At 48.3% G+C, this 26,071-nt stretch carries 32 protein-coding genes and 1 tRNA gene; 15 read left to right on the forward strand and 18 right to left on the reverse strand.

Features of this window, described 5'->3' with window-relative positions:
- Positions 1–130 precede the first annotated feature (130 nt).
- The 3 genes from rnr to rpiA all read left to right on the forward strand — a co-directional run bounded on the left by rnr (position 131) and on the right by rpiA (position 4,071).
- Complete coding sequence (gene rnr, locus NQD60_RS04955; protein WP_257099884.1) at positions 131–2,542, forward strand: ribonuclease R; 2,412 nt, start codon at positions 131–133, stop codon at positions 2,540–2,542.
- 15 nt (positions 2,543–2,557) lie between these two features.
- Entirely contained in the window at positions 2,558–3,310 is a 753-nt protein-coding gene (gene rlmB, locus NQD60_RS04960) for a 23S rRNA (guanosine(2251)-2'-O)-methyltransferase RlmB (RefSeq protein ID WP_223691202.1), read from the forward strand.
- 62 nt (positions 3,311–3,372) lie between these two features.
- Positions 3,373–4,071: a ribose-5-phosphate isomerase RpiA gene (gene rpiA / locus NQD60_RS04965; RefSeq protein ID WP_257099885.1), complete on the forward strand. Its 699-nt coding sequence runs from the start codon at positions 3,373–3,375 to the stop codon at positions 4,069–4,071.
- A gap of 45 nt (positions 4,072–4,116) precedes the next feature.
- Here the strand turns inward: rpiA and NQD60_RS04970 are convergent, their stop codons facing one another.
- Positions 4,117–4,914, reverse strand: a complete 798-nt coding sequence (locus NQD60_RS04970; RefSeq protein WP_257099886.1) for an outer membrane protein assembly factor BamD — start codon at positions 4,912–4,914, stop codon at positions 4,117–4,119.
- Between the two features lie 17 nt (positions 4,915–4,931).
- Between NQD60_RS04970 and NQD60_RS04975 the strand changes: the two genes are divergently transcribed.
- The 4 genes from NQD60_RS04975 (at position 4,932) to NQD60_RS04990 (ending at position 7,713) form a co-directional block, all read left to right on the forward strand.
- The gene (locus NQD60_RS04975; protein WP_257099887.1) at positions 4,932–6,080 is read left to right on the forward strand and encodes an RluA family pseudouridine synthase; all 1,149 of its coding nucleotides are present in this window, start codon (positions 4,932–4,934) and stop codon (positions 6,078–6,080) included.
- A gap of 8 nt (positions 6,081–6,088) precedes the next feature.
- Positions 6,089–6,910 (forward strand): peptidoglycan editing factor PgeF, encoded by an 822-nt coding sequence (gene pgeF / locus NQD60_RS04980; RefSeq protein WP_257101271.1) that lies wholly within the window; start codon positions 6,089–6,091, stop codon positions 6,908–6,910.
- A 69-nt stretch (positions 6,911–6,979) separates the two neighbouring features.
- Entirely contained in the window at positions 6,980–7,534 is a 555-nt protein-coding gene (gene phaR / locus NQD60_RS04985) for a polyhydroxyalkanoate synthesis repressor PhaR (protein WP_257099888.1), read from the forward strand.
- 88 nt (positions 7,535–7,622) lie between these two features.
- A tRNA-Ser gene (locus NQD60_RS04990) sits at positions 7,623–7,713 on the forward strand.
- Between the two features lie 702 nt (positions 7,714–8,415).
- Here NQD60_RS04990 and NQD60_RS04995 read toward each other — a convergent pair.
- The 13 genes from NQD60_RS04995 to NQD60_RS05055 all read right to left on the reverse strand — a co-directional run bounded on the left by NQD60_RS04995 (position 8,416) and on the right by NQD60_RS05055 (position 17,048).
- On the reverse strand, positions 8,416–9,486 hold the full coding sequence (locus NQD60_RS04995) for a tyrosine-type recombinase/integrase (protein ID WP_257099889.1): 1,071 nt from the start codon (positions 9,484–9,486) through the stop codon (positions 8,416–8,418).
- On the reverse strand, positions 9,467–9,751 hold the full coding sequence (locus tag NQD60_RS05000; protein WP_257099890.1) for a DUF4224 domain-containing protein: 285 nt from the start codon (positions 9,749–9,751) through the stop codon (positions 9,467–9,469). The genes NQD60_RS04995 and NQD60_RS05000 overlap by 20 nt, the downstream gene beginning before the upstream one ends.
- Before the next feature lie 9 nt (positions 9,752–9,760).
- Complete coding sequence (locus NQD60_RS05005) at positions 9,761–9,970, reverse strand: hypothetical protein (RefSeq protein ID WP_257099891.1); 210 nt, start codon at positions 9,968–9,970, stop codon at positions 9,761–9,763.
- A gap of 16 nt (positions 9,971–9,986) precedes the next feature.
- On the reverse strand, positions 9,987–10,310 hold the full coding sequence (locus NQD60_RS05010; protein WP_257099892.1) for a hypothetical protein: 324 nt from the start codon (positions 10,308–10,310) through the stop codon (positions 9,987–9,989).
- Between the two features lie 58 nt (positions 10,311–10,368).
- Positions 10,369–10,614 carry a hypothetical protein gene (locus tag NQD60_RS05015; protein ID WP_257099893.1) on the reverse strand — a complete coding sequence of 82 codons (246 nt, stop codon included), beginning with the start codon at positions 10,612–10,614 and terminating at the stop codon, positions 10,369–10,371.
- 26 nt (positions 10,615–10,640) lie between these two features.
- Positions 10,641–11,969, reverse strand: coding sequence for a 2-hydroxycarboxylate transporter family protein (locus tag NQD60_RS05020; protein WP_257099894.1), 1,329 nt, complete (start codon positions 11,967–11,969; stop codon positions 10,641–10,643).
- 39 nt (positions 11,970–12,008) lie between these two features.
- Positions 12,009–12,626 carry a hypothetical protein gene (locus NQD60_RS05025; RefSeq protein WP_257099895.1) on the reverse strand — a complete coding sequence of 206 codons (618 nt, stop codon included), beginning with the start codon at positions 12,624–12,626 and terminating at the stop codon, positions 12,009–12,011.
- Positions 12,627–12,694: 68 nt separating this feature from the next.
- A complete protein-coding gene (locus NQD60_RS05030) occupies positions 12,695–13,357 on the reverse strand; it encodes a lambda exonuclease family protein (RefSeq protein WP_257099896.1) in 663 nt (220 codons plus the stop codon).
- Entirely contained in the window at positions 13,350–14,165 is an 816-nt protein-coding gene (locus NQD60_RS05035; protein WP_257099897.1) for a hypothetical protein, read from the reverse strand. Before NQD60_RS05035 ends, NQD60_RS05030 begins: the two co-directional genes overlap by 8 nt.
- A 292-nt stretch (positions 14,166–14,457) precedes the next feature.
- Positions 14,458–15,189: a polymer-forming cytoskeletal protein gene (locus NQD60_RS05040; RefSeq protein WP_257099898.1), complete on the reverse strand. Its 732-nt coding sequence runs from the start codon at positions 15,187–15,189 to the stop codon at positions 14,458–14,460.
- Positions 15,190–15,241: 52 nt separating this feature from the next.
- Entirely contained in the window at positions 15,242–15,922 is a 681-nt protein-coding gene (locus NQD60_RS05045) for an LptA/OstA family protein (RefSeq protein ID WP_257099899.1), read from the reverse strand.
- 52 nt (positions 15,923–15,974) lie between these two features.
- Positions 15,975–16,688 carry a polymer-forming cytoskeletal protein gene (locus tag NQD60_RS05050; protein ID WP_257099900.1) on the reverse strand — a complete coding sequence of 238 codons (714 nt, stop codon included), beginning with the start codon at positions 16,686–16,688 and terminating at the stop codon, positions 15,975–15,977.
- 48 nt (positions 16,689–16,736) lie between these two features.
- Entirely contained in the window at positions 16,737–17,048 is a 312-nt protein-coding gene (locus NQD60_RS05055; protein ID WP_257099901.1) for a hypothetical protein, read from the reverse strand.
- 102 nt (positions 17,049–17,150) lie between these two features.
- Between NQD60_RS05055 and NQD60_RS05060 the strand changes: the two genes are divergently transcribed.
- Positions 17,151–17,516: a CCDC90 family protein gene (locus tag NQD60_RS05060; protein WP_257099902.1), complete on the forward strand. Its 366-nt coding sequence runs from the start codon at positions 17,151–17,153 to the stop codon at positions 17,514–17,516.
- Positions 17,517–17,796: 280 nt separating this feature from the next.
- Here NQD60_RS05060 and NQD60_RS05065 read toward each other — a convergent pair whose 3' ends face one another.
- Together NQD60_RS05065 and NQD60_RS05070 are read right to left on the reverse strand one after the other, a co-directional pair.
- Positions 17,797–18,519 (reverse strand): phage antirepressor KilAC domain-containing protein, encoded by a 723-nt coding sequence (locus NQD60_RS05065; protein WP_257099903.1) that lies wholly within the window; start codon positions 18,517–18,519, stop codon positions 17,797–17,799.
- 274 nt (positions 18,520–18,793) lie between these two features.
- On the reverse strand, positions 18,794–19,003 hold the full coding sequence (locus tag NQD60_RS05070; protein ID WP_257099904.1) for a hypothetical protein: 210 nt from the start codon (positions 19,001–19,003) through the stop codon (positions 18,794–18,796).
- A gap of 733 nt (positions 19,004–19,736) precedes the next feature.
- Between NQD60_RS05070 and NQD60_RS05075 the strand changes: the two genes are divergently transcribed.
- The gene (locus tag NQD60_RS05075) at positions 19,737–20,720 is read left to right on the forward strand and encodes a LysR family transcriptional regulator (protein ID WP_257099905.1); all 984 of its coding nucleotides are present in this window, start codon (positions 19,737–19,739) and stop codon (positions 20,718–20,720) included.
- 60 nt (positions 20,721–20,780) lie between these two features.
- Entirely contained in the window at positions 20,781–21,860 is a 1,080-nt protein-coding gene (locus NQD60_RS05080) for an ABC transporter substrate-binding protein (RefSeq protein WP_257099906.1), read from the forward strand.
- A 214-nt stretch (positions 21,861–22,074) separates the two neighbouring features.
- Here the strand turns inward: NQD60_RS05080 and NQD60_RS05085 are convergent, their stop codons facing one another.
- Positions 22,075–22,554: a helix-turn-helix domain-containing protein gene (locus tag NQD60_RS05085; protein ID WP_257099907.1), complete on the reverse strand. Its 480-nt coding sequence runs from the start codon at positions 22,552–22,554 to the stop codon at positions 22,075–22,077.
- A gap of 403 nt (positions 22,555–22,957) precedes the next feature.
- The gene (locus tag NQD60_RS05090) at positions 22,958–23,209 is read right to left on the reverse strand and encodes a hypothetical protein (protein WP_257099908.1); all 252 of its coding nucleotides are present in this window, start codon (positions 23,207–23,209) and stop codon (positions 22,958–22,960) included.
- A 29-nt stretch (positions 23,210–23,238) separates the two neighbouring features.
- Here NQD60_RS05090 and NQD60_RS05095 point away from each other — a divergent pair, with 29 nt between their 5' ends.
- From NQD60_RS05095 to NQD60_RS05115, 5 genes are read left to right on the forward strand one after another with little or no spacing between them, the layout of a single operon-like run.
- Positions 23,239–23,439 (forward strand): hypothetical protein, encoded by a 201-nt coding sequence (locus tag NQD60_RS05095; RefSeq protein WP_257099909.1) that lies wholly within the window; start codon positions 23,239–23,241, stop codon positions 23,437–23,439.
- Between the two features lie 24 nt (positions 23,440–23,463).
- Positions 23,464–24,297, forward strand: a complete 834-nt coding sequence (locus tag NQD60_RS05100; protein WP_257099910.1) for a DNA adenine methylase — start codon at positions 23,464–23,466, stop codon at positions 24,295–24,297.
- 39 nt (positions 24,298–24,336) lie between these two features.
- Positions 24,337–24,537 carry a hypothetical protein gene (locus NQD60_RS05105; protein WP_257099911.1) on the forward strand — a complete coding sequence of 67 codons (201 nt, stop codon included), beginning with the start codon at positions 24,337–24,339 and terminating at the stop codon, positions 24,535–24,537.
- Between the two features lie 14 nt (positions 24,538–24,551).
- Positions 24,552–25,406, forward strand: coding sequence for a hypothetical protein (locus tag NQD60_RS05110; RefSeq protein ID WP_257099912.1), 855 nt, complete (start codon positions 24,552–24,554; stop codon positions 25,404–25,406).
- Positions 25,393–26,046 carry a DUF6475 domain-containing protein gene (locus tag NQD60_RS05115; RefSeq protein WP_257099913.1) on the forward strand — a complete coding sequence of 218 codons (654 nt, stop codon included), beginning with the start codon at positions 25,393–25,395 and terminating at the stop codon, positions 26,044–26,046. The genes NQD60_RS05110 and NQD60_RS05115 overlap by 14 nt, the downstream gene beginning before the upstream one ends.
- Positions 26,047–26,071 lie beyond the last annotated feature (25 nt).

Raw genomic sequence — 26,071 nt, forward strand, 5'->3', positions numbered from 1 at the left:
TGGTATAAACCTCCTTCCCTGTTAGAATATCTCTATCTAGTTAGCAGCATTGGATTTATTTGCTTCTTTCGCTGTTGCAGCTCTCATGCAAGAAAAACCTACCCACATAACAAAAAACATTAAACTGCCCTTGAATAAATTCCCTTATCCCATTCCAAGTCGCGAAGACATTCTTGGTGTGTTGCGAGCAACCACTGCTCCACTCACTGTCCATGATATTGCTCAAGCCCTCTCAGTCAAACCCTTAGAGGAGGAAGGGTTGCTGAAACGGCTAACCGCCATGGAGCGTGACCAGCAAATTGAAGCCAGCCAAGAGGGCTATTTTCAACTGGCTTCCTCCTCGACTTTTGTGGCCGGCCGCATCCAAGGTCACCGCGATGGCTATGGTTTTTTAATTCGTGACGATGCGCAAGCCGATCTCTTTCTATGCAATGCTGAAATGCAAAAGGTCATGCACAATGACCGTGTGCTCGCGCGCATGGTTGGCTATGACCGCCGTGGACGGCCTGAAGGGCATATTGTTGAAGTCACCAAGCGCGCCAATACGCATGTCACTGGCCGCTTGCTGAACGAAAATGGCACCCTGGTGCTGGTGCCAGAAGATAAGCGCATTGGCCACGATATTGTGATTGCGCCGCAGGCCCATGGTCAGGCTAAAGCCGGTCAGGTGGTAAGCGTTGAGCTGATCGAATTTCCAAGCCGTCATGCCGCGCCCTTGGGGAAAGTTGTCGAAATCCTCGGTGAGATCGATGATCCTGGCATGGAAATTGAAATCGCCGTACGCAAACACGGGGTCCCCCATCAATTTAGCGAGGCGGCACTCGCTCAAGCTAAGAGGTTACCCGAAAAAATACGCCCAACCGATCTGCACGATCGCGTCGATCTACGCGATCTGCCACTCGTCACCATCGACGGTGAAGATGCGCGCGACTTTGACGATGCGGTCTATTGCGAGCCGATCAAAGTCGGCCGCGGCAATGGTTTTCGGCTGCTGGTCGCGATTGCGGATGTCTCCCATTATGTCAAGCCAAACGATGCGCTTGACATCGATGCGCTGGAGCGCAGCACCTCGGTTTACTTTCCGCGCCGGGTGATTCCAATGTTGCCGGAAAAATTATCGAATGGGCTGTGCTCTCTTAACCCAGACGTAGATCGTTGCACCCTTGTGTGCGACCTAGTGATCAGCGCTCAGGGCGAGCTCCATGCGTATCAATTCTATCCTGCCGTGATTCATTCAGCAGCGCGCTTAACGTATACTGAAGTCGCCGCCATCTTAAGCAACACCGACAGCCTAGAAGCCAAAAACCACGCCGCCTTGCTGCCGCATTTACAACATCTGTATAGCGCCTATCAACTGCTGGCAAACGCGCGTCATCAGCGCGGAGCAATTGATTTTGATACGGTCGAAACCTATATTGTGTGCAATGCGCTTGGCAAAATCGAGCAAATTGTTCCCCGCACGCGCAATGAAGCACACAAATTAATTGAAGAGTGCATGCTAGCCGCTAATGTCTGCGCGGCTGATTTCTTAAAGCGCCATAAACACCCAGGGCTATACCGCATCCATGACAGTCCGACCGAAGAAAAGCTCGCCAATCTACGGAGCTTTTTGCGTGGCTTTGGGCTCTCGCTGGCAGGCGGCGATAAACCCCATGCCAGCGAATATGCTGCACTAATGGCACAAATACGTCTGCGGCCAGATGCGCAAATGCTGCAAACGATGCTGCTACGCTCAATGCAACAAGCCGTCTATAGCCCAGACAATATTGGTCATTTCGGCTTAGCCTATGAAGCATATGCCCACTTTACTAGCCCGATTAGACGTTACCCCGATTTACTTACACATCGCGCCATCCGAGCTGTGCTAAGCGGCAAGCGCTATCAACCCGCCCTGTTGCCGGGTCTGCAGCTCAATACTGCACTGAGCAACCGTGCCCGCGCTTTACAAAACGAAGCCAATACCGCACCGAAACCGCCACGCCAAGGCAACGAAGCGATTTGGGAGTCGCTTGGCCTGCACTGTTCAGCCAATGAACGACGCGCAGATGAAGCCTCGCGCGATGTTGAAGCCTGGCTTAAATGTTATTTTATGCGCGATAAACTCGGCGCAGAATATGGTGGCATGGTCAGCGCAGTAACTTCATTTGGCATCTTTGTGCAACTCGATACGCTGTTTGTTGAAGGTCTAGTGCATGTGACCGAACTTGGCTCAGATTATTTTCAATATGACGAAATCAAAAACGAATTACGCGGCGAGCGCAGCGGCACTCGCTACCGGCTGGCCGATCGCGTATGCGTACAGGTAGGTCGAGTTGATCTTGACACACGTAAAATTGATTTTATTCTGGTGCAGGATCAGCCAGTTAAAACTTTTCGCAAGCTGCCAGCAGGCCAAATCACCAAAACAGTCCCTGCCAAAGCCGAGAAAAAACCTAAAGCAAAAGTAACCCAGCCGGCAAAAAAAGAACCCGCTGAAACACCTCGACGTGCACCCCGCGGCAGCACCCAGGCTAGCTCAAAACGCCCGCGCAAAAAAACTTGATTTCTCTTCTACAGCATGGCTCATCTCAAACTTCTTTACGGTTTTCACGCAATCACGGCACGGCTGCGGCATGACGCATCCACTATCACTGAAATCTTATATGATCCAAACCGCCGCGACCGGCGGATGCAGGATTTTTTAAATACCGCCACCGGCGTGCGGCTGATTGCAGCTGACGAAGGTAGATTGCAAGGACTCGCCGGCACTGACCGCCACCAAGGCGTAGTCGCGCGCGTCACGGAAGTCTACCTGGCCCAGAATCTGGCCGAGTTACTCGATGGCATTAGCGGTTCAGCGCTCTTATTGGTGCTTGACGGCGTCACTGATCCGCATAATCTTGGCGCCTGCTTGCGCGTGGCGAATGCAGCTGGCGCACAGGCGGTAATCGCCCCTCGTGATCGGGCGGTGGGACTCAATGCAACTGCCGCCAAAGTAGCCAGCGGCGCAGCTGATATAACCCCTTATATTACGGTCACCAACCTAGCACGCGCCTTACGCGAATTAAAAGACGCCAATATTTGGGTGACCGGCACCGCGGATGATGCTCCCGCCAGCCTATATGAAACCAAACTTACCGGTCCGCTGGCGCTGGTCATGGGCGCAGAAAGCGAAGGCATGCGCCGCTTAACCCGCGAAACCTGCGATGAAGTGATGCACATTCCAATGGCCGGCACAGTTGAAAGCCTAAATGTATCGGTAGCCAGCGGGATTGCCTTATTCGAGGCGCGGCGGCAACGGATCATGGTGAACTCGGTACCCAAGCGCTAAAAAAACCATGGCCAACTCAGCTCCCGTTGAATCATTTTAATTCTCTTTTTTGATCTACCTCAATGTCCCAGGACACCTTAAAATTTCTCGTTAGCCAAGCGGCGGCCGATTATGTCCTCGCCCACGCACCAGAAGGGGCCGTGATCGGTATCGGCACCGGCTCAACCGCCAACTATTTTATTGACGTTCTGGCTGAGCGCAAAGTGTTTGGCAGCCGCTATCGGGGGGCTGTGTCGAGCTCAAATGCAAGCACCTCGCGGCTTCAAATGCATGGGATTGAAGTATTCGAACTCAATCAGATCGAAACCTTACCGGTGTATATCGATGGTGCTGACGAGATCAATCATCATGGGCATATGATTAAAGGCGGTGGCGGTGCGCTAACGCGCGAGAAAATTATTGCGATGGTAGCCGAGACATTTATCTGCATTGCAGATGACTCTAAACGCGTCGATACATTAGGCCACTTCGCACTGCCGGTTGAAGTTATGCCCATCGCACGCAGCGCACTAAGCCGCAAGCTCCTCGCATTAGGTGGCATGCCGGTATTACGCACCACCTCAAATAGCACGCCTTATCTGACGGATAATGGCAATCAAATTATTGATGTTCAGCACTTAAATATCACTGACCCACTGACCCTCGAAGCGGAGATTAACAGCTGGCCGGGGGTCGTGACCGTGGGACTCTTTGCCAAACGCCACGCAAACTTATGCTTATTAGCCAGCGCAGCGGGCATTGAGAGCATTCAGTACGCTTAAAGAGGCGCTAGCGGCGACGGACAACCGCTAGTCAATCCATACGCGTCACGATTTAATCTTCAACTTGCTACCGCTATCCCGCAGATAGCGGCTCGCCGGGAAAGAGGCCTGCAAGACACGCTCAGCATCGTTAGCCAGTTTCGTTTGGCCAAGCGCGCGATAGGAAAGCACCATAATATGCAGTGCATCTTCGGTAGCCGGCGCGTTTTCGTATTGCTTAAGCGCTGCTTGCGCGCGATTCACCGCCGCAATATAAGCACCCCGCCGATAATAGTAATCAGCAGTATGCACTTCGTGGGCCGCCAGGGCATTGACAATATAGCGCAGCCGTTGCGCGGCATCCTGCGCATACGGGCTTTGTGGATAGCTCGCAACCACTATTTTGAAGGCGCTGTATGAATCACGCATCGCCTTTGGATCACGCTCACTGATGTCTTGTCGGCTCAGGCGGCCGAATAAACCAAGCTCGTCATTAAAATTGATGACGCCCTTTAGATAATAAGCGTACGCAATGTTAGGATGATTCGGATGCAATTGAATAAAACGATTAACGGCCTGCAAAGCAGCGGCCGTTTCGTTATCTTTCCAGTTGCAATAAGCAACATTGATTTGAGCTTGCTGCACATACTCGCCAAACGGATCTCGGCCTTCTAGCGCTTCAAAATATTTCGCGCAACGAGCCCAGTCACCGCCGGTTAGCATTTCCTGGGCCTCCGAGTATAATTTTCCATTAGACCAGGTTGTTGTTTCATCAATCTTTTCAGGTAAACCGCTACAGCCTGTCAGAATGGCCGCGATACTTCCTAAAAGAACCACTATTTTAAATTTATTCAGCACTTGCATTTGCCTTTTCAATCTCAATGACTCGTTTTCTCGTAGAAGATTATAGCCCAAGCCTCGACTCTGCCGCCGGATTTGACGCAGATATACTCGATGATGATGCTCTCGCGCTGTGTGCAGAACCCACTGAGGGTGCATCAGCAGACGAGCTTCCTCAACTAATGGCCCAGATTCCGGCCGAATTGGCAGGCCAACGCCTGGACAAAGCACTCGCTCGCCTGTTTCCGAGTTATTCACGCAACCGCTTGCAAAGCTGGATAGAAACCGGGCGTGTACAAGTCAACGGCCAGCCTGCCCGCATCCGTCAAGCCGCGCCACTGGCCGCATCGATCGTGATCGCCCCCGAGCCATTGCCTGAGGAAACTGCGTTTACAGCTGAGCCCGTGCCGCTTGAAATAATTTACGAAGATGCAGCACTGCTGGTGATTAATAAACCCGCCGGGCTGGTGGTCCATCCGGCCACAGGTAACTGGCATGGCACCGTGCTCAACGGACTGTTGCACCGCTATGGCAAAACCGCCGCCGGCCTGCCCCGCGCTGGTATTGTTCATCGCCTCGACAAAGATACGTCTGGCTTAATGGTGATTGCACGCACGCTGACGGCACAAACTCACCTGGTCCGTCAGCTACAAGCGCGTACCGTCAAACGCCGTTATCTTGCCTTCGTTTGGGGCACACCCAATGCCCATGGCACGATTAATGCTCCGCTTGGCCGCGACCCGCGCAATCGCATCAAAATGGCCGTGGTAGCGGGTACCGTGGGTAAACCCGCACGCACCCATTATCGACGGATTGCAACCGGCACTCTAGCGGGCCAATCCCTCGCTGTCATACAGTGCGATCTCGAAACCGGGCGCACCCACCAGATTCGTGTGCATTTGGCCCATATTGGCCATCCGCTCATCGGCGACCCGCTGTACTGTAAAACCGCCCCCTATATGCAACTCCTAGCCACCACCCGTGCCGCTGACTTTGCACGGCAAGCACTCCACGCCTGGCAACTCAAATTAGAACACCCAGTAACCGGCTTCACCTGCGCATGGCGCACGCCTGCGCCCGCTGACATCTCTCTGCTGGCAGAGGCATTAGGCCTAGCGCCGACGGTGATAAGCGATACCATTGAAGCTGAGGGTGTCGAGCATAACGACCCACAACACCCACTGACATGAAGCCAGACATAACGGCATACTCTCCATTATCACTAGCCAATTGCCTCACGCCTAATTGGCCGGTCTCATCACGAGTGCGCATACTCTTTACAACCCGTATCGGTGGCGTGAGTCCCCCACCCTATGGACAATGGCGGAATGGGATTGAATCTACGGGAGGCCTTAACCTGGGCCTGCATACAGAGGATCAAACAGAGTGCGTTGCCGCCAACCGTCAACGTCTAGCCACCCTTACCGACACCCGTATCGCCTGGCTTGAGCAGGTTCATCAAACCAACGTAGTGCGCGCAGAAACTGCGCTAGAGGCACTTCACCCACCACGCGCAGATGCCAGTGTCACAGCGCAAACCGGCATTGCCTGTACCATCATGAGCGCTGACTGCCTGCCAGTACTCATCTGCGATGGCGCAGGTCGCGCAGTGGGGGCCGCTCACGCCGGCTGGCGCGGCCTCGTAGCTGGTGTGCTAGAACACACCGCCGCTGAAGTTACTGCCCTGACAAGCTCAAGCCAAGAGTTATATGCATTTCTTGGGCCGGCAATTGGCCCGCACGCCTTTGAAGTGGGTGACGACGTACGCGCTGCATTTTTAGCAGCGGCCACAGCAGCTGAAAGCGCTACCACTGCCGCCGCCTTCCGCCCTCACCTAAATACGCCAGGAAAATATTGGGCCAATTTATTCTCCTTGGCACGTCTACGACTGATCCGCGCTGGCATTCGACGCATCAGCGGTGGCGCCTGGTGCACTGTTTCCGACCCTATGCACTTCTATTCATATCGACGACAAACTTTAACAGGACGTCAAGCGGCAATGATCTGGCTTGAGCACTAAATCGAAGATGAGTGGCGTATCCGCGTAATTTAGTGAATACTATAGGACAGTAAGCCAACCAGAGCAAAAATGACCAACGAAACAAATCTGCGCTTAATAAAAAAATACCCGAATCGCCGACTCTACGACACGCAAACGAGTACGTACATTACGCTAGCCGATGTAAAACAGCTGGTGCTAGACGAGCAGACATTTAGGGTAATAGATGCCAAAACAAGCGAAAACCTGACGCGCAGCATCTTGCTGCAAATCAGCTTCGAGGAAGAAAGCATTGGCGCGCCTATTTTTTCTCATGAAATGCTATTGCAAATCATCCGCTTTTACGGCCACCCTATGCAGGAAATGGTCGGCAACTATCTACAAAAAAATCTGCAAGCTTTCATCGATATTCAAAACACCTTCACCGAACAATTGAAAGATATTTACGATAGCAACATCTCTGCTGATATGTGGTCACAATTTATCAATATGCAAGCGCCTTTAATGCAAACCATGATGACCGGCTATCTCGAACAATCGAAGAATTTGTTTATACAAATGCAAACGCAAATACGGGATCAAGCAAAAGATATGTTTGACACGCTCACGCTGCAGCCACAACTGAATGCCAACCAAGAAAATTAAAACTAAAAAACAATAAATTAAGACAGTAACCCCATCGTTCTGATAGAATCTGCCCTCGTCGCTGTTCGCTGCGACAGCAGAAAATCTAGGAAAGGTGGCAGAGTGGTCGAATGCGCCGGACTCGAAATCCGGTATACGGGTCTCCCGTATCGAGGGTTCAAATCCCTCCCTTTCCGCCAGACCCCTGATTCTATAAGGCTTTCCCGTTTCAAACCTTCGCTTTTGCGCCGGTTTTTGCTTCGCATCCCCTCTTCTAATTCCTTGTTTGGCCCCATCACAACACGCCCTGCGCCGGTTTTTTGCTTCGGAATGCGTTATTTCGTCTGTTTCGTGGGCGGGTTTATCGCAACGATAAATACAAGAGGAAAATGTTTGGGCTGAGTCGAGACTGGAGATGATTTTCTTGATGGCCTGCATACTGCCAAACAAAATGCTATTTGTATTCGTTGTTATAGCGACCCTTCCAAGTCCGCCGACAAAAATGGAGAGTCACAATCGATGAAGTCTTTAAAAACCTTCAGGAGCAATAAGCGTGACTCAGCATCCACGGATAGGTTTCGCAGTCGTAGGAGTCAACGCTTTGCGCAATATCGTTGCAGTGCAAGATTGCTTTGACCGCAAAAACAAATTCAATTGCTCCGCGAGAGCAAAGCGAACGACTTGGGCTAAATCTTTTTGTTCATCATTCATTTCGTCCAACATTAACTTAACCTATTGATTTATATTTGATTTTTAAAAATTATTTATGGACTAAAATATTTTCTCTTGTTTCAAGTTGTCGGTGATGTCAACACAGAGTTCAGCGCATTCGTTCACTCTCCGAGTTTTCTTTAAGAGAGGTGACCCAAACAGCCATGCTTAGGGTCACCATCGTCACTCATTTATTTCGTAGGCTCTACCTTCTCACCTCGACGATTCCGCACATAGTGCTCAGTCATCTTGATGCTCGTATGCCCCAACTGCTTTTGCGCCAGGCGTATATCCCCCGATAACTCTGCTTTATCTGTCCCCGCTTTCGCTCTTAAATCTCGAAACTGATAATCCCCTGCGCATAAGCCCGCAGCACTCCGTGCTCGCGCAAACATCGCTTGCAGAGTTTTTAACGCAACTCGCTCCCCTAACTCATTCACAATCAAATCAAAATGGCCTGTGTTGTGCTCGGCTTTTCTCTTTAATATTCGATCCAGAGTCTTTTCCAGATCACCTGTGATCGCTATCCTCAGTTTCGTCTTTGTCTTGTTTTGCTGTACCAGCAGGCACCCTTCTTTTATATCCTGCTCTGTCATCTTTAAAACATCTGACGGTCGCTGACCTGTTAGATACGCCAAATCCATCGCATCGCACAGCGGTTGTCGAGCTTTCGCATAAATCGCTCCATATTCACTGTCTTCGATATACACACTGCGCCCGTCTTCTCGATAGCCCTTGATCCCTAAACACGGATTCGGCTGATCCGTATACCCCCATTCCCTTGCCTTGTTCCAGATATGCGAGAATAACGACTTCTCTCGATTGGCTCTTATCTGCCCTTCTGTACCCTTCACGGCTTGACCAGCCTCTTTAAGTTTCTTTACTGTTTCTTTCACTCGCCAATCTAAAAATTGACGTATATGGATCGGCCTGACCTCTTCCAGTAATGCCGGTGGATTATCAAAAAATTCCAGCAATTTAACTAACTCCGCCAGATTGTCTTTCTGCGTGCGAGGTGCCTTCGTTGGGATCACTTCCTGTCTATATCGTTGCGCCGCATGACGAAACGTCACCTTTACTCGATCATCCAACTGGTTTTGCGTATCCAGCTCCGTCCACTTTTGTAGTGCCTCTAAGTAATCTGCGCCTAGCGCGATCTCTTGCCTCGAGGAGTGGCCCGTATCGTAGTAATAATATGTCTGGCCGCTACGCTGTACCCTCGCCCGCATCCGCGGTGGTAAATTAGACGCGGTTTGGCTCATCTTTAACCTGAATCGCTAACTTCGGTTGCCAACTTTTCGCTTTCACTTCTTCTGACCGGCCCTCTACCGCTGCACGCGCTACGATCGGCCGACCTCGCACATTCATAAAAAATACGATGCCCTGCTCTTTTAAATATGCTTCCTGCCTTTCGTATTTGCTCGCCTTGCGCGCATACGCTGTCCCTGCTTCCAGCGTCTTGCCTCGCCTGATCCCTGTCAGCTCATCCACCTGCGCTTCTGTCAAAAAAACCTCACTCGTTTCCATTTACACTCCTCAGCATGGGTTGGAGCGTTGAGCAGGTCCTTCTGCCCACACCCAAAATTGAGGTTCTAAATCGTATCCCACATTAAATACTCCAAGGCTTGTTCCATCCTCTTTGAATATTTGAATAGACATAGATTCATTCCATTCCCAATCTGAATTAAAACAACTCGCATATTCGAAAGGATCACATTCATCCACAATATATTTATAAGCTTTCATCTATTTTCTCCATTCATTAATTGGTCTTCGTTGCCAGCACCTCTGAACTTACAGCCGGGTTCGTTGAATCTATGCTTTTATTTTTTGGATAAATACTAAAACTAGCGATCAGTTCTTTATGAACCTCAAAGACTCCTAGGCTTAATCCATCCCCTTTAAACACCTCAATAAGAAGTTCACCCTCTTCGCTATCCGCGCCCCAAAAACACTCCGAATCAAAATACTCCGCCGCTGCTTTGGCCAAACCTTCAACCTCATCTTCATCCAGCATCGATTCAAAACAACGTCCATTTTCAAATTGTTCGTCGTAGTCCAGCACCGCATATCTATATTGATTCATCTCTGTTTTCCTATTCATCATGGCTGTTTTTCATCGATGTTTTATTTTTCCAAAAAAATCAGTGGTGAAGCTCACGGTCGCGTTCCACATTAAAAACCCCAAGACTTGATTTATCCTCTTTGAATACCTCAATATATAGCGGCCAATCAGCTTTCCTCCAACCCTCCCGCTCAGCGTAATAATCCACGGATGCATCAAGGGCTACAGATTGAGCTTCATTCTCATCAAAATTTGAATCAAACGAGTAGGCATCTTCGAATGTCATACCTTCGTCTAGTAGGGCATATCTATATTGCTTTATCATTACTTTCTCCAGTTGAGTTAAGGTTGCTATTGACTAAACATCATCAGAGCAATCACGATCGTGAGTGCCCCGCCAATACGCGTTGCAAGCTGTGCGAATGGCATCAGGTGCATCCGATGGGCTGAGGTTAGAATCGCCATATCCCCGACGCTGCCCATCCCGCTATGGCAAACATTGATGATTGCGCTTTCAATCGGATTTAGTCCGGCCCAACGACCTACAATAAGGCCGGTTAGCGCCAGGGTTAGCACCGTCACAAAGATGGTGATCAAATAAACCGGCGTTAAGGCTGTAACCAAGGCTTGCCATGGCGTCAGGGTTAATCCCATCCCAAAAAGAATCGGATACGCCGCTGCTTTAGTAAAGAAGTGGTGCATTAAGTCAGCGCCGTCTTCTAATTTGGGCGAAATAGCGCAGGTCAATTTAACCAGTATGGCTAGGCCCAGCATCACAATCGGCGCAGGCCAGCCGGTGAATTGATTCACCAATATTCCCACCATATAAAGGCTCAAGGCCACCATGCCCGCCGTTGCTAAAGACTCCATTGTGGTAGGCGTCAAATGCGCTTGTTTGCGTATTAAACGGTTCGCTGATAAGCATTGGCCTGCACTGTATTTGGGGAAACGCTTGCCCAATCTGTGTAGCACAGTGGCGCAGACAATCGCGCAAAGATTACCCAGCACGATAGGCGGCGTCACCTGGGCAAAAAGCTCAGGTTGTGAGACGTTCAGAATTGCCGCATAATCCAGCGTAAGCGGAATCGCCCCCTCCCCTAGCCCACCTGCCATAATCGGCACCACGATATAAAAGAATGTGTGACGCGCATCCAACCCCAGCGCCATGCCTGTGAGTGTGCCAATCATTGCCGCGGCGACAGAACCGGCAGCCAGCGGAATAAAAAGCTTAACGAACCCTTTGATCAGGACCTGTCGATCCATACTCAGGATGCCGCCAACAATCACCGCGACGGTAAAGAGGTATAGGATATTCGTCGTATGCCAAAAGCTCTCTATTGAACGCACTAAAGCAACAGGTATGAGCTGGTAATGCACCAGGCATGAAGGCAGTAGGATGGTGACGATGACAGGTCCGCCGATTTGTTTTAGGCCAGGTAGGCGCCGACCCAATTCAGCACAGCTAAATCCCAGTACGGCCAAGATAGCCAACATGACTGAAATTTCCCCAGGCATCGTGCCAAATGTCAGAAAGGCAGTCATACACCCCATAATCAGGCCAACTACCGGCAATGGAACAATGCCGATGCGCAAGCTAATCTTCTTCTGCCAGCTCACACGATTTTGTAGCGCTTTAAGCCAGCTTTGACAGCGCTTGGCGTAATCAGTCAAGTTTTGCATCGTTGACCTCCAAATGGTCAGGGAATAGAGATGACAGCTTTAGAATGGAATATCGTCGTCCATGTCGCTAAACTCAATATGGGGCGCAACATAGGGTTCATTGCTTGAAGACGGAGGATTTGATCTTTTAAATGGACGGTGCTTGAGCGTTTCAACGAGCTCGGCCAGTCGTTGCGGCTGTGCGTTACCATCCAGTATTTCCGAAGCAATTAATCGGCTGTCAGGATTAAAAAATCCGACTGGCACAACCTTAATCCTGATTTGACCATCTTGCTTTCCATACGCCTCAGTGTCCAACAGCACGCCGATTTTTTTATTCATTAAGCCTTTAAATACTTGAGTAGGCTTATCGACGTTGTCCCATGTTTTAATAAAGTCTGGCGTCGGTTGAATATGGTCAATACCCAAACACACCATCAGCGCATTGAGTTGCCGGTGGCCATAGAGTTCTTTACCCTCCGCACTCAGTGTCCAAAGTGAAAAATGCTCTTTCTGTTTGGCCTCTGTCTCAAACATCAATTTAATGCCCTGCGTGCTTTTTAGGGAGCTCTTGACCGCCTCAGCACACGTGAATACACCAATATATTCTCCAGGCTGGGTGATGCGTGCGCTGTTCTGGTCAACAAGCCGAGCAGCGGTAGTATTTAAGCGATACATAGCGTTCCTTATTTAATTCAGTCGTAAAATTTGGGGGTGGGTGTAGACAAAAAAAGTATGAAGAGCGCTCACGCTGCCTCCTTTTGGGTCATGCTCTCACCAACTTGCGCTCTCTTTTCTAAACACAGTCGCATCTGTTCGACTTCTGTTTCAAATTGAAGCAAAGCAGGCAGTAACTTGGTTTGGATATAGGCATCATCACGCTCGATGCGCTGATAAAAAAGGCGCAAGCGCTCGTTCAAACGCGGATCGTATGAAACAAAGGTCCACCATGAGCGCCCGGTCACCCACATACAGCCTTGAATTTGCGGCATATGCTCATCAGGCATACCATTGAGCCAAGTGTGAATATGCACGGCCTCATCCATCGGGCATTTGCTTTCGTAGCCGCCCTCCTGTCCGATCAAACCATCCGGGGAGCATCCAATAAATGGATAGTCCGGGTGCACAACAAACTCCGACGCCTCAACCAGATAACCCGTTTCAAGCTCATAAGCCTCACGGGCAAAAGATTCCGCTTCGGTTCCCCATTTGAGAGACGGCCCGTTGATCTCATGCCGCGGCACCCCTGCCAAACGCTCAAATACCATTTCTCTCATATATTTATCACGCGCGGCCGTCGGTTTACCATCGCGCTTGACGGCCATCACGTCTCTAAAGCGAGAGGCGGTCAATTTACCTGCACGGGCAAGCCGCCATGCGTCACTACGCTGTTCAATCAAGTTACTCATGGCTGTCCCCTTCGGGGAGGGTCAGAGGTGCATTCCCCTTAGCGATTTGTTTGAGCCGTTCTAATTCTTGCGTGCCAATTGCTTTGCGGTCTTCAAGCGTCAGCGTTTCACCGCCCGCCAGTGCCAACTTACCCGACCAGCAAGAGGCCAATGCTTCGTAGCCACCTGTGCGAGCAACTTCTTCCAATCTTTCAATTAGGTGAACGTGCTGTTCAGTGCGTTGGTGGAGTAAGGCAGTATTAGAGACAATCTCTGCTGGAGAGACATAGCGCGATGCGCCCCCCTTTTCAACGGGACTATCCATCATTTCTTCCGCAATCGGCATTCCTCTTAGTACGTCAGGAAATACGTCCCGCAGCGCAAAAGCACGTGCTCGCATCTGCATCATTCGATTGGGATACTGTAACCAGGGCCCTGGCTTGCTGCTCAGTCCCGCCCGATCTGCATCCGCTTTCGAAAAAGTCCGCATTTGCTCAGCTTCGCCCACCCGCTTAACTCGGCACACAGCCATTCCATTGTCGAGTGATTCATTGACGTATTCACACAGTGGAGAGGCTCGCACGAGTGCAATGACGGCATCACCCCATAGCGACGGCCTACCGTTAATAACGGCAATGTTCTGCATCGCCTGCATCGGCTTTAAGCCAAGCTCCATGCCCCATTGAATCGCCACTAGAATATTACCGGGCTTGCCGATAAATTCCTTTGGCACAATCGAGGAGCTCGCCATCAACTCGGCAAATTTCATCACTTCATCTAGCGATCTCGGGGTGAGATCGAAGGCCTGTTTTTCGACTAATGCGCTCATGTGTCTCTCCTGTATTTAAGATGAGCTTGGGGTGTAGGACATTTGGTATCTCTCAGATTGAAAAGCATCCTCTCCATATTTCTGCTTGAGAACTGCTAGCCCAGCTTCAACTTGGCTGTATTCAGCGATACATTGAGTAATGAGTTTGTTCACACAAATCTCCAATCGAGGAAAATTAAAAATGCGCCTGCTAGGCAAGCAGTTATAGAGAAAATAGCGGTACTTGCTTTGATGAAAAGCTCTGTACGATCCGCTCGTATTGCGGCGCGTAACAAGTCGTTGTCGTGGCGATTCATGCGGCAGCCTCTTGTAAAGAGTCGTCGGCCTGCAAGCGGGATTGAGCGAATTGGAGCAACAGGCGATATTCCCGAGCGGTACGCGAATAGCCATACTTTTGAATCACTGTTTCAAGGAAAAACTCAGGCGTACCGCAGAAAAGCCCATGCGTGAGTTCAAACCCAGTTTGGGTTCGATAGACTGTTAAAGAATAATGTTCACGGTCAACATGGGGGAGCCAAACCGTGTCTTCATTGCTCGATACCCACGCATGGCCTGATAAGTCCCCATCTGTCAAACACGTGTTGCCAAACACCTGTGCATGGCCAGATATTTCTGAATTTCCGTATACCAATGCACCCCCGTACACTTGAGAATGGCCAGAAACACTCGCCTCTCCAAATACCAACGCATCCTCGTACACCCTGGCGTTATCAAACACTTGTGCGTCTTCACAGACTCGAGTATCGCCATACACGTGCGCATGATCTGATACACGAGCTCTCTCAGATACGTAGGCATTGCCATATACCCTTGCATCGCCATATACACGTGCGTCATCCGTTATCCACGCGGCACCCAGTTGGCTTAAATTCCCTTCTTTTTCCACATAACCACCAAGCTCTCCAGTCTTGGTACGACCAAAATCGATCAACGCACGGATTCGGAATAATTTGCGGCCCCAGTCCACGATAAAATCATCTTCAACCAACTCAAATTTCTTCGGTGCTATAAAGGTTCCTAACATGGCTTTTTCCTCTGTGCAGGTTGTGGTGGTTTGAGCATCGGTTTCGTCCAACTCATGTTGCAACCTCTTTTAAAGAGTCATCAGCTTGCAAGCGATATTGCGCGAATTCGATCAGCTTTCGATATTCCCGAGCAGTACGCGAATGGCCATACTGTTTAATCACCTTTTCAAGGAGGGCTTCGGGCGTGCCGCAGTAAATCCCATGGGTGAGTTCAATCCCGGTTTGGGTGCGATAGACCGTTAAAGCAGAATATTCGCGACCAAGATTGGGGAACCAGAGCACGTCTTCATCTCTTGATACCCATGCATGGCCTGACAAGCGCATACGCTCTGACAGACTCGTATACCCAAAAACCTGCGCATAACCGGATATGTACGCATAGCTTGAAATATATGCATTGCCAAACACCCGCGCATCGTCCGTTACCCTTGCATCACGAGTCACCCGCGCGTCACCTGATATCCGTGCCCGACCCGATATACTGACTTGACCAGATATACGCGCATTACCCGAAACCCGTGCATCTTCATACACCTGTGCATCACCTGATATCCATGCTTTGCCAAACTGGCTTAAATTCGCTTCTTTTTCGATATAGCCCCCAAGTTCGCCTGCCTTGACGTTGCCAAAATTCATCAAGGCCCGAATTCGACAGAGTGCACAGCTCGAGAATTCGATGAAATCGTCTTCAACTAATTCAAATTTCTTTGGTGCTATAAAGGTTTCTGACATGGCTCTTTCCTCTGTGCAGGTTGTGGTGGTTTGAACATCGGTTTCGTTCGGCTCACGTTGCAACCTCTTTTAAAGAGTCATCGTCCTGCAAGCGGTTTAGGGCGTATTCGATGCCTACTCGATACTGCTGAGTAGTACGACTGTCCCCATACTGTTGAGTGATGAGTTCTAAAAAAGATTCTGGAGTTCCACAAAAACCCTTATGAGTCAGTTCAATTCCAGTTTGAGTTCGACAAACTGTTACCAGCGTGCGCAGGTCATCTCCCCCAAAGGTCACAAAATCCCGGTGACTTGATACCATTGCGCTGCCTGAGAGATGCGTATCACCTGACAGCCAAATCTCACCAGACACTATTGCATTGCCTGATATTTTTGCGCATTCAAATACCACGGCATCGCCGAACACCTGCGCGCTGTCAGATACTTTTGCATCCTCATATACTTCTGCAGTGCCGTATACTTGTGCATTGCCAGATATCGATGCAATGCCAAATACCTGAGCATCGCCATATACTTGCGCACTGTCTAATACCCATGCGTTATCAGATACGCAAGCATTGTCGAATACTTGAGCACTGTCGCTCACCCACGCATAACCGAGCTGGCTCAGGTTCTCTTCTTTTTCGATATAACCACCGAGCTCACCAATCTTGGCACGACCAAAATCAATCAAGGCACGGATTCGGAAGAGCTTTCTATTTGATGACTCAATGAAATCATCTTCAACTAACTCATATTTCTTTGGACTTATCAATTGTTCTGACATGGCTCTTTCCTCTGTGAAATTTTGGATCGATTTAGTTCTTGCATGGCTTTAACTCTCATAAAGAGCCAGATGCCGGGCACAGGTAGTCGCTTTTTGCAGCGCTTTTCCTGTCTGCGCTTGCAAAAGGCGCTCATAGGTTTCAGCAATCAAATCGGTAGATTTAGCCTGGGCAGCATCATGCAGTGCTTGTTTTTTGACCGAATCGGATAAATCCAGCATGGCTTCTAGTAGGTCATCGAATGTCATGTTTTCTCCAACTTCGTCAGCACGCGCGCAGTAATCTTCATCGGCAGCTTCTGAGCGTGCCTGTAATCGGTCGTAGCTGGCCTCAGCTTTTCGCATCAGTTCATTCAAGTTCATGACATACTCCATGTGCAGAATTCACCTTCATTTGCAGCTTTTCTGGTGGAAATAGTAGAAAGAAAAGGTTGTGCTAGAATCTGAATACAGGAGGTACTAACTATGGGTGCAGTTGCATTCGATACATTGCAATTTGTTGAGACGCTTAAAGATGCTGGGGTGCCAGAGGCGCAAGCGAAAGCTTTTTCTATCGCCGTAAAAAATTCACACGAGACAGCAGAGTTAGCAACCAAAACTGATCTGCGGGAATATGAGTCTGCTATAAGAAATGACTTAGATAGACTCGAGACAGGCTTGCGCCATGAAATCAGCGACCTGCGTAAAGATATGGTTGCCATAAATGCTTCATTGCGCAACGATATGGAAAAGATGTTCGTTGTTTTAAAGACTGAAATCTCGATGCTAAAATGGGGGTTAGGTGCAATTATTGGCGGAGTACTTGCGCTTGTTGCGAGAGCATTCTTTTGATTGTTTTCTGAGTAAGCCTCTTCCCTAATATTCTCCTGAATATCTAATGCTTTAACTCCAAATATGTCTACACCTGCTGCTCTTGGCCTTGTAATGATGACCATAGGCATGTGGTTTATAGGCCAATATTTGAGCAAAAAAGACTTTATTAAATTTTGTCTGTCTGTTCTTGCCGTATTGATCGGTAATTGTCTGTTCAACCTTTTTCCAGGTTGAGTGAAGGCGAATTTATTTTCCACAGCGCTCTGGCATACAGCAATCACATTGATGGTTTCATCATTCATGCTGTCGCTCCTTGAACAAACTGCTTCTGAATCCACGTCAACCCTTTTCCAGTAATCAAGGTGCGCGCATAGATATGATTTTCGCCTCTCGGGTCTTCATACTGCCGCTCAATCACGCGAAAGCGTCCAGCTTCAATCTGTTCTTGATACGGTAGATTGTTCTGCATCAATAAACGGCGCTCACGCAGCCAGGCAAAAAGTCTTTTAGGTCCAGTGCCAATGACTTTGGCTACTTCTTGCACAGTTTGAGCATTGATAGCTTTTCCGACATGGTCATAAAAATCAGCTTTAGGTTTTAATTCTTCCACCTGGCTTCGCAGCGCCCCGACCTCTTCGGTATACGTCAGTAGTATCGTGCGTAGCTGCTTTGGATCATTAAGCAAGCCATGCAAATCTATTGCAGGAGAGCGTGTACGGCGCTCACATTCAATGAAATACTGTCGGGCCTGTTTACCTTTTTCGCTACGCTCGACCATTGACAGTTCTTTAGCCATTTCCAGAGTCAAGGCATATTCTTTTAAAGGTCGGCCACCGGTACTTTTGCTCAAAAATGAGCAAAAGTCCTTCCCATCTTCGAATCCAAATTCTGCAATTCGACGAGCACTCCAATCTTTGAAGGGCGTTGCAACGTCCAAAAATACATGCAAGTCACGCGCATTAACGGTCGGTACGGAATGCCCTTGAAATTTTGTAGGTGTAATAACAATCAAGCTTTCCACTCAATATTCCTCTTTCAGTTTTCCATCGATTTGTTCAGAATTCCGGTCAGTTCCATGCCCTTTCGTGTTGCCGATATGCAAGGACATCGATACCTTTCCTTAAGTAACACTTAAGAAATATTTCTTTGCAAATGAATAATACTTAAGTGTTTAATAGATGTCAACTATAGTGTTATTTTTTCTTATAACTTTCGTGGATCGAATGGAAGAATTGTGAGCGTTTTTATCGATGTCTCTGTTTGGGAGCTAGCCGGATGCTCCGTATCCCAAGGCTTTATATATTTGAATTCACTTTTAATAGGGCCGTAAGCGCTGACGCAAGCGCTAGAGAAATCAAATCACTACGGCCACTATATGCCCCCGTAGCTTCGATACAATACCGCCCATTACAGTCAGCCCAGACCGAAATCCACGAAATGGCTTCTGGTCGTTCATCTTTTTGCTCGCTTTCTGCATACTGCCGGAAGGAAATGACATTGCTCATAGTGCTCCAGTATTGAAATTTATAAGAGGCATTACATACGACATATCATTGATGGCGTGCTTATACTGGCATTACTTCATCACTCTAGAAGCACAAATGCCCTCAATCATGATATGGGTGGCGGAGTGAAAAAGGCTCGCGATAACAGGCCCTCCTCCGATATAGACTTCGGATACGCTATCCTGATTCAGCGCAGGTAAAACCGTGTACGCCAAGGAGCGCTATCTGATAGAAATATCGCCGGAATTTTTTTAAAAGTCAAAAAAATCCGAGGCAGTCTATACCAGTAAAAGAATAGTGCCGATGCGTCTGTGCATGAGCTTTTGCCAGTAGGCATAACTGGACAGGCGGTGAAAGATACCCATCTGATACCGCCGCAGAAAATATCGCCACTTTTTATGCATCAAAACACTGCTATCAACAGAGTGAGTATTCATTTTTCTATATCTCCTTGATCTGAATTATTTATTTATCACTTGCTATCAAAGGTGGCCTCTAAGAGTTTTTGAGGCTTTATAAACTAAAGGCACACCTCACAAAAAAAGCAATGGCATTGCTGAGACGGAGCACGAAATTAAGGTCTTGTTGTATCAGAAATGCTCCTATCTCCAAGTAGCATATTTCGGTGCTAGTATGTTCGGCGTGAGCATTCTCGACAATACTGGTAATACCTTTTTGTCGTTAGTGATTTGGCTAAAATTAGCGCCATGTATCTTTAAGTGAATGGGCTTTTATGAAAACAGTGAATCAATGGAAGGATATTAAGCAGAAGTGGTTGGATTGTTTCCAGGAAGTAGTGAAACATAAATCAATTAGCGCCGCGGCTAATAATATGAACACTGTTCCGCCAGTGGTGTCTGAGCAAATCCACCTTCTGGAAGAAGGGCTTGGCACTATTTTGTTTGAGCGTTGCGGACCAAAGGGTATGAAGCCGACCGAGGCGGCTGAGATCGTGCTTAAATATTATTGGGAGTCTCATGCACTGAGAGATCGTATGGAAACCACCTTGCAAGAATTGGGTAATATGAAACGTGGCAATATCAATATTGCTACGTTCGCTACCTATATTGATGCACTTATGGAAGAGGTCATTAACGATTTTTGTCATGAACATTCTACTTGCGCTATTGGAGTTCAAGAAGTTGATAGCACCCCTCAAATAATCACTACAGTACTCGAAGATAAGGCTCATATAGGGATCATACATAGCCATTATCCCGATCACTCAGATATTCGTTGCCATGCACATGCGCCTTTACCCCTAAACATACTTGTAAATAATGCCCATCCGCTTGCTAAAAAAAGAAAAGGAACTTTGTTAGACATAGCTGTTTATCCGATTGTGCAACCTCCGCCCCATTACAACATAGGAAAAATAATTCAATCGTTAGAGCGTTCAGAAAAAATTCAACTGCTTCCAGCGTTTACTAGTGATTCCATTTCCGCAAGAAAAAAAGCCGCCATTGCTGGCCGTGGTGGAGTGCTCATATCATCTTTTGCAGCGCGCCACGAAATTCAAGCGAATCAACTCGTACCATTTGAAATCGATCATCCAGCCTTTACTTCTATGAAAGCCTGTTTAATTGTCAGGCGAGGCAGGCCTCTTTCTCCAGCAGCGAACCGACTGCTAAATTTAATCGCAACAAAATTCTCGATTTTTCAACAGAATCAATCTAATCTTAGACCAAAAGAAGATTGCGATTTTTTATGCGTCTAGAGCGTTTTTCAGTGTGTAACTTGAAAATCACACACTGAAAAATATTTTAGGAGAAACTGCATGAACGATAAGAAGCAATTTGTCATCAATCGCCGCCAAGCAATCAAAAAAATAGCACTTTCTGCTGCTATCGTTTCTAGTCCATTCGTTTGGACGCCTTCCCGCTCGGCCTCAAGAGAAATCGTGGTCCGAGATTCAGGCGGAGTCTTCTCTGAAGTATATACAGAGGTGCTTTACAAGCCCTTTATGAAAGTAACTGGTATTAAAGTTATTAGTGTTACGTCGCCACCAGAGCCGACTGCACAAATTAGAATGATGGTTGAATCCAAGCGACCGCTATGGGATATTGCGGCGATTAGCCATAGAGCCGTTCAGTCTCTAACAACAGGTGGAATTTTTTTAGAACTGCATGGACTTGAGGACGATCACATTATTTCGTCGATTCCCAAGGAGTTTATATCACCCTACGGTATTGGGTCGAATGTATATTCAACAGTGCTGGCATATCGAACTGACAAATTCAAGGGACGCCAAGCTCCAGAATCATGGAAAGACCTATGGGATGTAGAAAATTTTCCTGGTCGTCGCACGCTGCGTAAGCATCCCTTTGATACTATTGAAGCTGCCTTGATGGCTAGTGGTGTCTCTGCTGAAAAAGTTTATCCTTGTGATCTCGATGCGGCATTTGCCAGTTTAGACAGAATAAAATCTCAAATTGCCGTTTGGTGGATGTATGGGCCACAGTCAGAGCAATTATTAAAAAACGGCGAAATTGATTTAGCTCTGATTTGGACTGGCCGGGTACAAGAAGCTATTAAAGCAGGCGTACCGGTTTCGATTGCATGGGATCAACATATTTATAAATGCGAAAATTGGGCTATCTTAAAAGGAACCCCTAACCTCGATATATGCCGCCAGTTTATCAAATTTGTCTCCCATCCGAAGCGGCAGGCGCTTTTTGCTCAGCTCGGAGTTGGTCCAGTGCAGCCCGATGCCTTTAAATATATTAATCCCAAGCAAAAGACACTTCTTCCAACTTATCCAGCCAATCTTAACAAGGGTTTGTGTACCGATGCGACATACTGGATCAAAGATCAAAAGGTGGCTATCGAACGCTTTAATGAGTGGCAGCTAGGCTGACTTAAAGTTTAAGTGCTTCTATTTTTAGTTTGGCAAAATACAGGATTCAGGCATCAACAGAATTTTCCGATCAGTACTTCGGCATAAATATGGAGCTCAGGCGTAACTCCCAGAGATCCCCGGGTTGGAATTAAGCGTGCGATTTATATTTCATAGACTCGGTCTTTGTAATCAATGCAGAGCTGCTATTGATTACAGATACCCACCTTCAGTTTTACTTTCCCTGCCCGCGTTTTCGGGTATCCCCAGATGAGTCGTGAACTTCACTTAATACACTATCTTCTTCAACCCTTGTGCCGATGTCCAGCTTAGGCAGTACTAAAGCAGCACAGCCCTCACGAGTTACGATGTACTCCCGGACCAGGGCTTGAGCTCTTGCCACTGCCGCTGCTGCCTGGCGCAGCGCTGCATCAACCTGCCATAACTCTGCCAGCGATTGGCCTTCTGTAAAAATATTCTGGGCCGCTCTTTTTCCTACTCCACCTGGACAAGGCTGGCCTGTTCCGTCCGAAAGCCAGAGCGCGTCCACTCCGAGCACTGCTGCAATTTTGGCAGTATGCCGACTGGACAGCCTCGAACCTGCTTCCAAATTTCCAATCGCTGATTGGGTAATTCCAACCAATTTCGCAAGTATCGCCTGCGGCATTTTTTTCTGATGACGGGCCCAGATGAGCCGTTTAGCTAGAGTTTCCATAGCACAAATGTATTATAAAATTAAAGTTCTTTGGTGTTGACACATAAAATCACCTAAGTGATAATTAGCTATGGATATCAAACAAACTGTACTCAAATTACTGGCTACTGGGCTCACTCAAAATAAATTGGCTCAGCTTGTTCCGTGTTCTCAATCGATGATCTCCGCCCTGTCGCTCGGGCGGCGCGGGCATCGCTTCTCTTACAAAATCGGGTCAAGATTGATCTCATTGTACGAAGAGCGCTGTCGCCCTGCGTCCACCGAAGAAATATCTAAACAGCTTCTATCAAACATAGCTGATGACTGTGCTCGCTCAAATTAAGGCTAAAGGCTACCTAAATGCACACCGAAATAATCACGACCGAATGGGCTTACGAGTTCTGCTGCGCGCAGAGAAAGGCTGTTATACCGGTCTCCAAAATTTCTGTGGATCATTCGCAAACCAAAACTCTTCTAGCATTTTCGAAGCATATTGGAAAAAGTGCCCTTGAATGGCTTCCAAAGTTTTACCGCGAACTGGAATCAAGACTTCTACCGAAATTCGTTCTCGAATCCCGGAGTTAAGGCGTTCGAAAGCGGCCTTCGCAAGAACCGTCTTTCTATTATTTTGCGGCTCTAAAACTAATGAACCAGGCTTAATTTCATTTTCAATCATATGTACTTTTACTCTGAGTTGAAGAAGTGGTGAATCGAAAACGCGAAAAGTTTATTGACGATATCCGAGTATGGCTTGATGAAACGCTTAAAAGCGACCTAAAAGTCATGGCTGCGCGCCAAGGGGCGGAATCGTTATCGCCGTTCATTCGCAAAATCCTTCGTGATTATGCATATGGACATTGTGGCGAAAAACGAGATTCATTGGCAGAGAAGGTGCGGGATGAATAGGGCCGCGATTTTTAAAGAGATGATATGACCAAACCAACCCGTCCGATTATGCGTTACCACGGTGGCAAGTTCCGGTTGTCAGACTGGATCATCAGTCATTTTCCACCTCACCGGGTTTACGTTGAACCCTTCGGGGGTGCGGCTTCTGTATTGATGCAAAAATTCCGTAGCCAAGCAGAAGTTTACAACGATCTGGATGGCGACATTGTCAATGTCATGCGTGTATTGCAGGACGGCGTATTGCGCACCCAACTCACCGAATTGCTCACACTTACACCCTATGCTCGAACTGAGTTTGAGCGTGCTTGGGAGCCCTGTGACGATCCGGTTGAGCGTGCTCGCCGTACTTTGATCCGAGCCGAAATGGGGTTTGGCTCAGCTGGGGCTACCAAAGGAAAAACCGGCTTTCGTATTGACACAACACGTAAAAGCACTGTGATGGATATATGGGCCCGCATTCCAGAATACATTCAAAGCTTTAGTCAGCGCCTGCAAGGGGTCTTGATTGAAAATAGACCCGCGCTTCAAATACTCAAAACACACGATAAACCCGATACTTTATTTTACGTCGATCCCCCTTATCTGCCTGCCACGCGTCAGATGGGGAGTGCCTGTTATCGGCATGAGATGACGAGCGATGACCACGTTGAATTACTGACAGCGCTACAAAAGCTTAAGGGAAGCGTCATTGTGTCGGGTTACGCGCATGAGTTATATGAGTCGATGCTCACAGGTTGGCATCGATTCACTAAGAGCACACACGCAGCCTCTTATCGTGGCAGTGCTGCGCGAACAGAAGTGTTGTGGCTTTCTCCCAATATCTCTGCACCTGGATTATTCCAGGCGTTGGCGGCATAAATAATTTTCCTATTCTCTCTATTACTTATCAGGATGGATATGCATTCAAATCAACTGGAAGAACTCAAAGAACTATTCACTTACGATCAAACTCTGGATTCATTACTGGAAGAGCCGACCTCAAAATCTATTTCTCTTATCAAGGAGGCATACCAGAACGCACGAGACAAAGATGTTTTCACGTTTGCGCTGATCTTTAAGCTGACCGCACTGCACTCAAGATTTTGTAAAGCCGCTTAGGAGGTTTCTTAAAGATGAAGCGACCTGCCTTCCAATTCTACCCCGCCGATTGGCGCAAAGATTCTGCCTTACAAAGCTGTTCCGTAGCTGCTCGCGGCTTATGGATTGAGATGCTATGCATCATGCATGAGTGCGAGCCATATGGACAACTTGCGATTAATGGCAAGGCGATGAGCATCGTTCAGCTTGCCCGCCTAATTGGCGAAACTGAGAAAATGGTTAAGGGGTTACTTAACGAACTTGAAAGCGCTGGCGTGTTCTCGCGCACTCAAACAGACTGCATTTACTCACGCAGAATGGTGAACGATGAACACTTGCGGGTTATCCGAGCCAACTCAGGAAGGTTAGGCGGCAATCCAAATTTGCTTAAGCAAAAGGATAAGCAAAATCCAACCAAAGCTCGAGCAAAATCACAAGCAACTACCAACCAAGCGACTAAGCAGAGCGACAAGCAAAGTCTAACCCCTTCATCTTCTTCTTCATCTTCACCTTCTTCTTCAAAACCTAAAGGGGATAACTCCCCTTTAACCCCTAGCGTGCACGATGTGCCCGCCGTGACGTTGCCGGACTGGCTGGCTTTGGCCGATTGGGAAGCCTTCGTGGAGCATCGAAAGCGCCTGAAAGCGCCGATGAGTGATGACGCTCAAGTCCGGGCGATTGCTCAGCTTTCACGGCTCCGTGACGATGGTCACGATCCTTCCGCTGTGATAGACCAAAGCATCGTGAGCAACTGGAAGGGGCTTTTTGAGCTCAAGCGCCGTGGGTCACCCGAGCTAAACAAACAGGCTGCGTTAGAGGCCAGGAATGCCGAAGCTGGGCGTCAGGCCAAGGCACTGATTTTCGGAGAAGAAACCCATGAAAGCCAGTGACTTCAACGCATTCGATGCACTGCTGCAAGCCGTCTCAGCCATGTACGGACGTGACCTGACGCCTGGGGTCATCGCGCTCTACTGGCAAGGCTTGCAAGCGTATGACTTATCCGCTGTGCGCGAAGCATTGAACCGGCATGTAAACAATCCTGACTCAGGCCAGTTCATGCCCAAAATAGCCGATGTTCACAAGATGCTGCAAGGATCAACGCAAGATTCTGCGTTAACGGCCTGGAGCAAAGTGGATCGAGCGATGCGTGAGAAAGGACCGTACCAAAGCATGGTTTTCGACGATCCGCTGATTCATCGCACCTTGCAGGAAATGGGAGGTTGGGTGCAACTCAGCACCCAAAACGAAAAAGATTGGCCGTTTGTACGCAATGAATTTGTTAATCGTTACCGTGGGTATCGGATGCGTAGCGAAGTGCCAGACTATCCATCCGCGTTGATTGGGATAGCGGAAGCGACTAATCGGCAGCATGGATTTGAAACTGCGCCACAGGTGTTAGTGGGTAATCCGACAACAGCGCAACGTGTGATGCGCCAAGGCACGGATAAACCGCTAATCGAGTTTACGCCACTGGACGCAGAAAAATTATCCCTGCTCTCACAAAACGAAGTGCAACAGGTGGCCGCATAAAGCGACATTGATTTGATTTTTCCGA

Origin of the sequence: Mycoavidus sp. SF9855, from assembly GCF_024582735.1 — a bacterium.
Taxonomy (GTDB): Bacteria; Pseudomonadota; Gammaproteobacteria; order Burkholderiales; family Burkholderiaceae; genus Mycoavidus.

What these genes read in the sequence shown, in the direction of transcription:
- NQD60_RS05085 (WP_257099907.1), bottom strand. Translation starts at nt 22,554, where the DNA reads ATGGAAACTCTAGCTAAACGGCTCATCTGGGCCCGTCATCAGAAAAAA.
- rpiA (WP_257099885.1), top strand. Translation starts at nt 3,373, where the DNA reads ATGTCCCAGGACACCTTAAAATTTCTCGTTAGCCAAGCGGCGGCCGAT.
- NQD60_RS04975 (WP_257099887.1), top strand. Translation starts at nt 4,932, where the DNA reads ATGACTCGTTTTCTCGTAGAAGATTATAGCCCAAGCCTCGACTCTGCC.
- NQD60_RS05025 (WP_257099895.1), bottom strand. Translation starts at nt 12,626, where the DNA reads ATGTATCGCTTAAATACTACCGCTGCTCGGCTTGTTGACCAGAACAGC.
- NQD60_RS05040 (WP_257099898.1), bottom strand. Translation starts at nt 15,189, where the DNA reads ATGTTAGGAACCTTTATAGCACCGAAGAAATTTGAGTTGGTTGAAGAT.
- NQD60_RS05100 (WP_257099910.1), top strand. Translation starts at nt 23,464, where the DNA reads ATGACCAAACCAACCCGTCCGATTATGCGTTACCACGGTGGCAAGTTC.
- NQD60_RS05110 (WP_257099912.1), top strand. Translation starts at nt 24,552, where the DNA reads ATGAAGCGACCTGCCTTCCAATTCTACCCCGCCGATTGGCGCAAAGAT.
- NQD60_RS05010 (WP_257099892.1), bottom strand. Translation starts at nt 10,310, where the DNA reads ATGAATCAATATAGATATGCGGTGCTGGACTACGACGAACAATTTGAA.
- NQD60_RS04970 (WP_257099886.1), bottom strand. Translation starts at nt 4,914, where the DNA reads ATGCAAGTGCTGAATAAATTTAAAATAGTGGTTCTTTTAGGAAGTATC.
- NQD60_RS05075 (WP_257099905.1), top strand. Translation starts at nt 19,737, where the DNA reads ATGAAAACAGTGAATCAATGGAAGGATATTAAGCAGAAGTGGTTGGAT.
- NQD60_RS05000 (WP_257099890.1), bottom strand. Translation starts at nt 9,751, where the DNA reads ATGGAAACGAGTGAGGTTTTTTTGACAGAAGCGCAGGTGGATGAGCTG.
- NQD60_RS05090 (WP_257099908.1), bottom strand. Translation starts at nt 23,209, where the DNA reads ATGATTGAAAATGAAATTAAGCCTGGTTCATTAGTTTTAGAGCCGCAA.
- NQD60_RS05115 (WP_257099913.1), top strand. Translation starts at nt 25,393, where the DNA reads ATGAAAGCCAGTGACTTCAACGCATTCGATGCACTGCTGCAAGCCGTC.
- NQD60_RS05045 (WP_257099899.1), bottom strand. Translation starts at nt 15,922, where the DNA reads ATGTCAGAAACCTTTATAGCACCAAAGAAATTTGAATTAGTTGAAGAC.
- NQD60_RS04995 (WP_257099889.1), bottom strand. Translation starts at nt 9,486, where the DNA reads ATGAGCCAAACCGCGTCTAATTTACCACCGCGGATGCGGGCGAGGGTA.
- NQD60_RS05030 (WP_257099896.1), bottom strand. Translation starts at nt 13,357, where the DNA reads ATGAGTAACTTGATTGAACAGCGTAGTGACGCATGGCGGCTTGCCCGT.
- rlmB (WP_223691202.1), top strand. Translation starts at nt 2,558, where the DNA reads ATGGCTCATCTCAAACTTCTTTACGGTTTTCACGCAATCACGGCACGG.
- NQD60_RS05015 (WP_257099893.1), bottom strand. Translation starts at nt 10,614, where the DNA reads ATGATAAAGCAATATAGATATGCCCTACTAGACGAAGGTATGACATTC.
- NQD60_RS05105 (WP_257099911.1), top strand. Translation starts at nt 24,337, where the DNA reads ATGCATTCAAATCAACTGGAAGAACTCAAAGAACTATTCACTTACGAT.
- NQD60_RS05050 (WP_257099900.1), bottom strand. Translation starts at nt 16,688, where the DNA reads ATGTCAGAACAATTGATAAGTCCAAAGAAATATGAGTTAGTTGAAGAT.
- NQD60_RS05035 (WP_257099897.1), bottom strand. Translation starts at nt 14,165, where the DNA reads ATGAGCGCATTAGTCGAAAAACAGGCCTTCGATCTCACCCCGAGATCG.
- NQD60_RS05055 (WP_257099901.1), bottom strand. Translation starts at nt 17,048, where the DNA reads ATGAACTTGAATGAACTGATGCGAAAAGCTGAGGCCAGCTACGACCGA.
- NQD60_RS05070 (WP_257099904.1), bottom strand. Translation starts at nt 19,003, where the DNA reads ATGAGCAATGTCATTTCCTTCCGGCAGTATGCAGAAAGCGAGCAAAAA.
- phaR (WP_257099888.1), top strand. Translation starts at nt 6,980, where the DNA reads ATGACCAACGAAACAAATCTGCGCTTAATAAAAAAATACCCGAATCGC.
- NQD60_RS05060 (WP_257099902.1), top strand. Translation starts at nt 17,151, where the DNA reads ATGGGTGCAGTTGCATTCGATACATTGCAATTTGTTGAGACGCTTAAA.
- NQD60_RS05020 (WP_257099894.1), bottom strand. Translation starts at nt 11,969, where the DNA reads ATGCAAAACTTGACTGATTACGCCAAGCGCTGTCAAAGCTGGCTTAAA.
- NQD60_RS05005 (WP_257099891.1), bottom strand. Translation starts at nt 9,970, where the DNA reads ATGAAAGCTTATAAATATATTGTGGATGAATGTGATCCTTTCGAATAT.
- NQD60_RS05080 (WP_257099906.1), top strand. Translation starts at nt 20,781, where the DNA reads ATGAACGATAAGAAGCAATTTGTCATCAATCGCCGCCAAGCAATCAAA.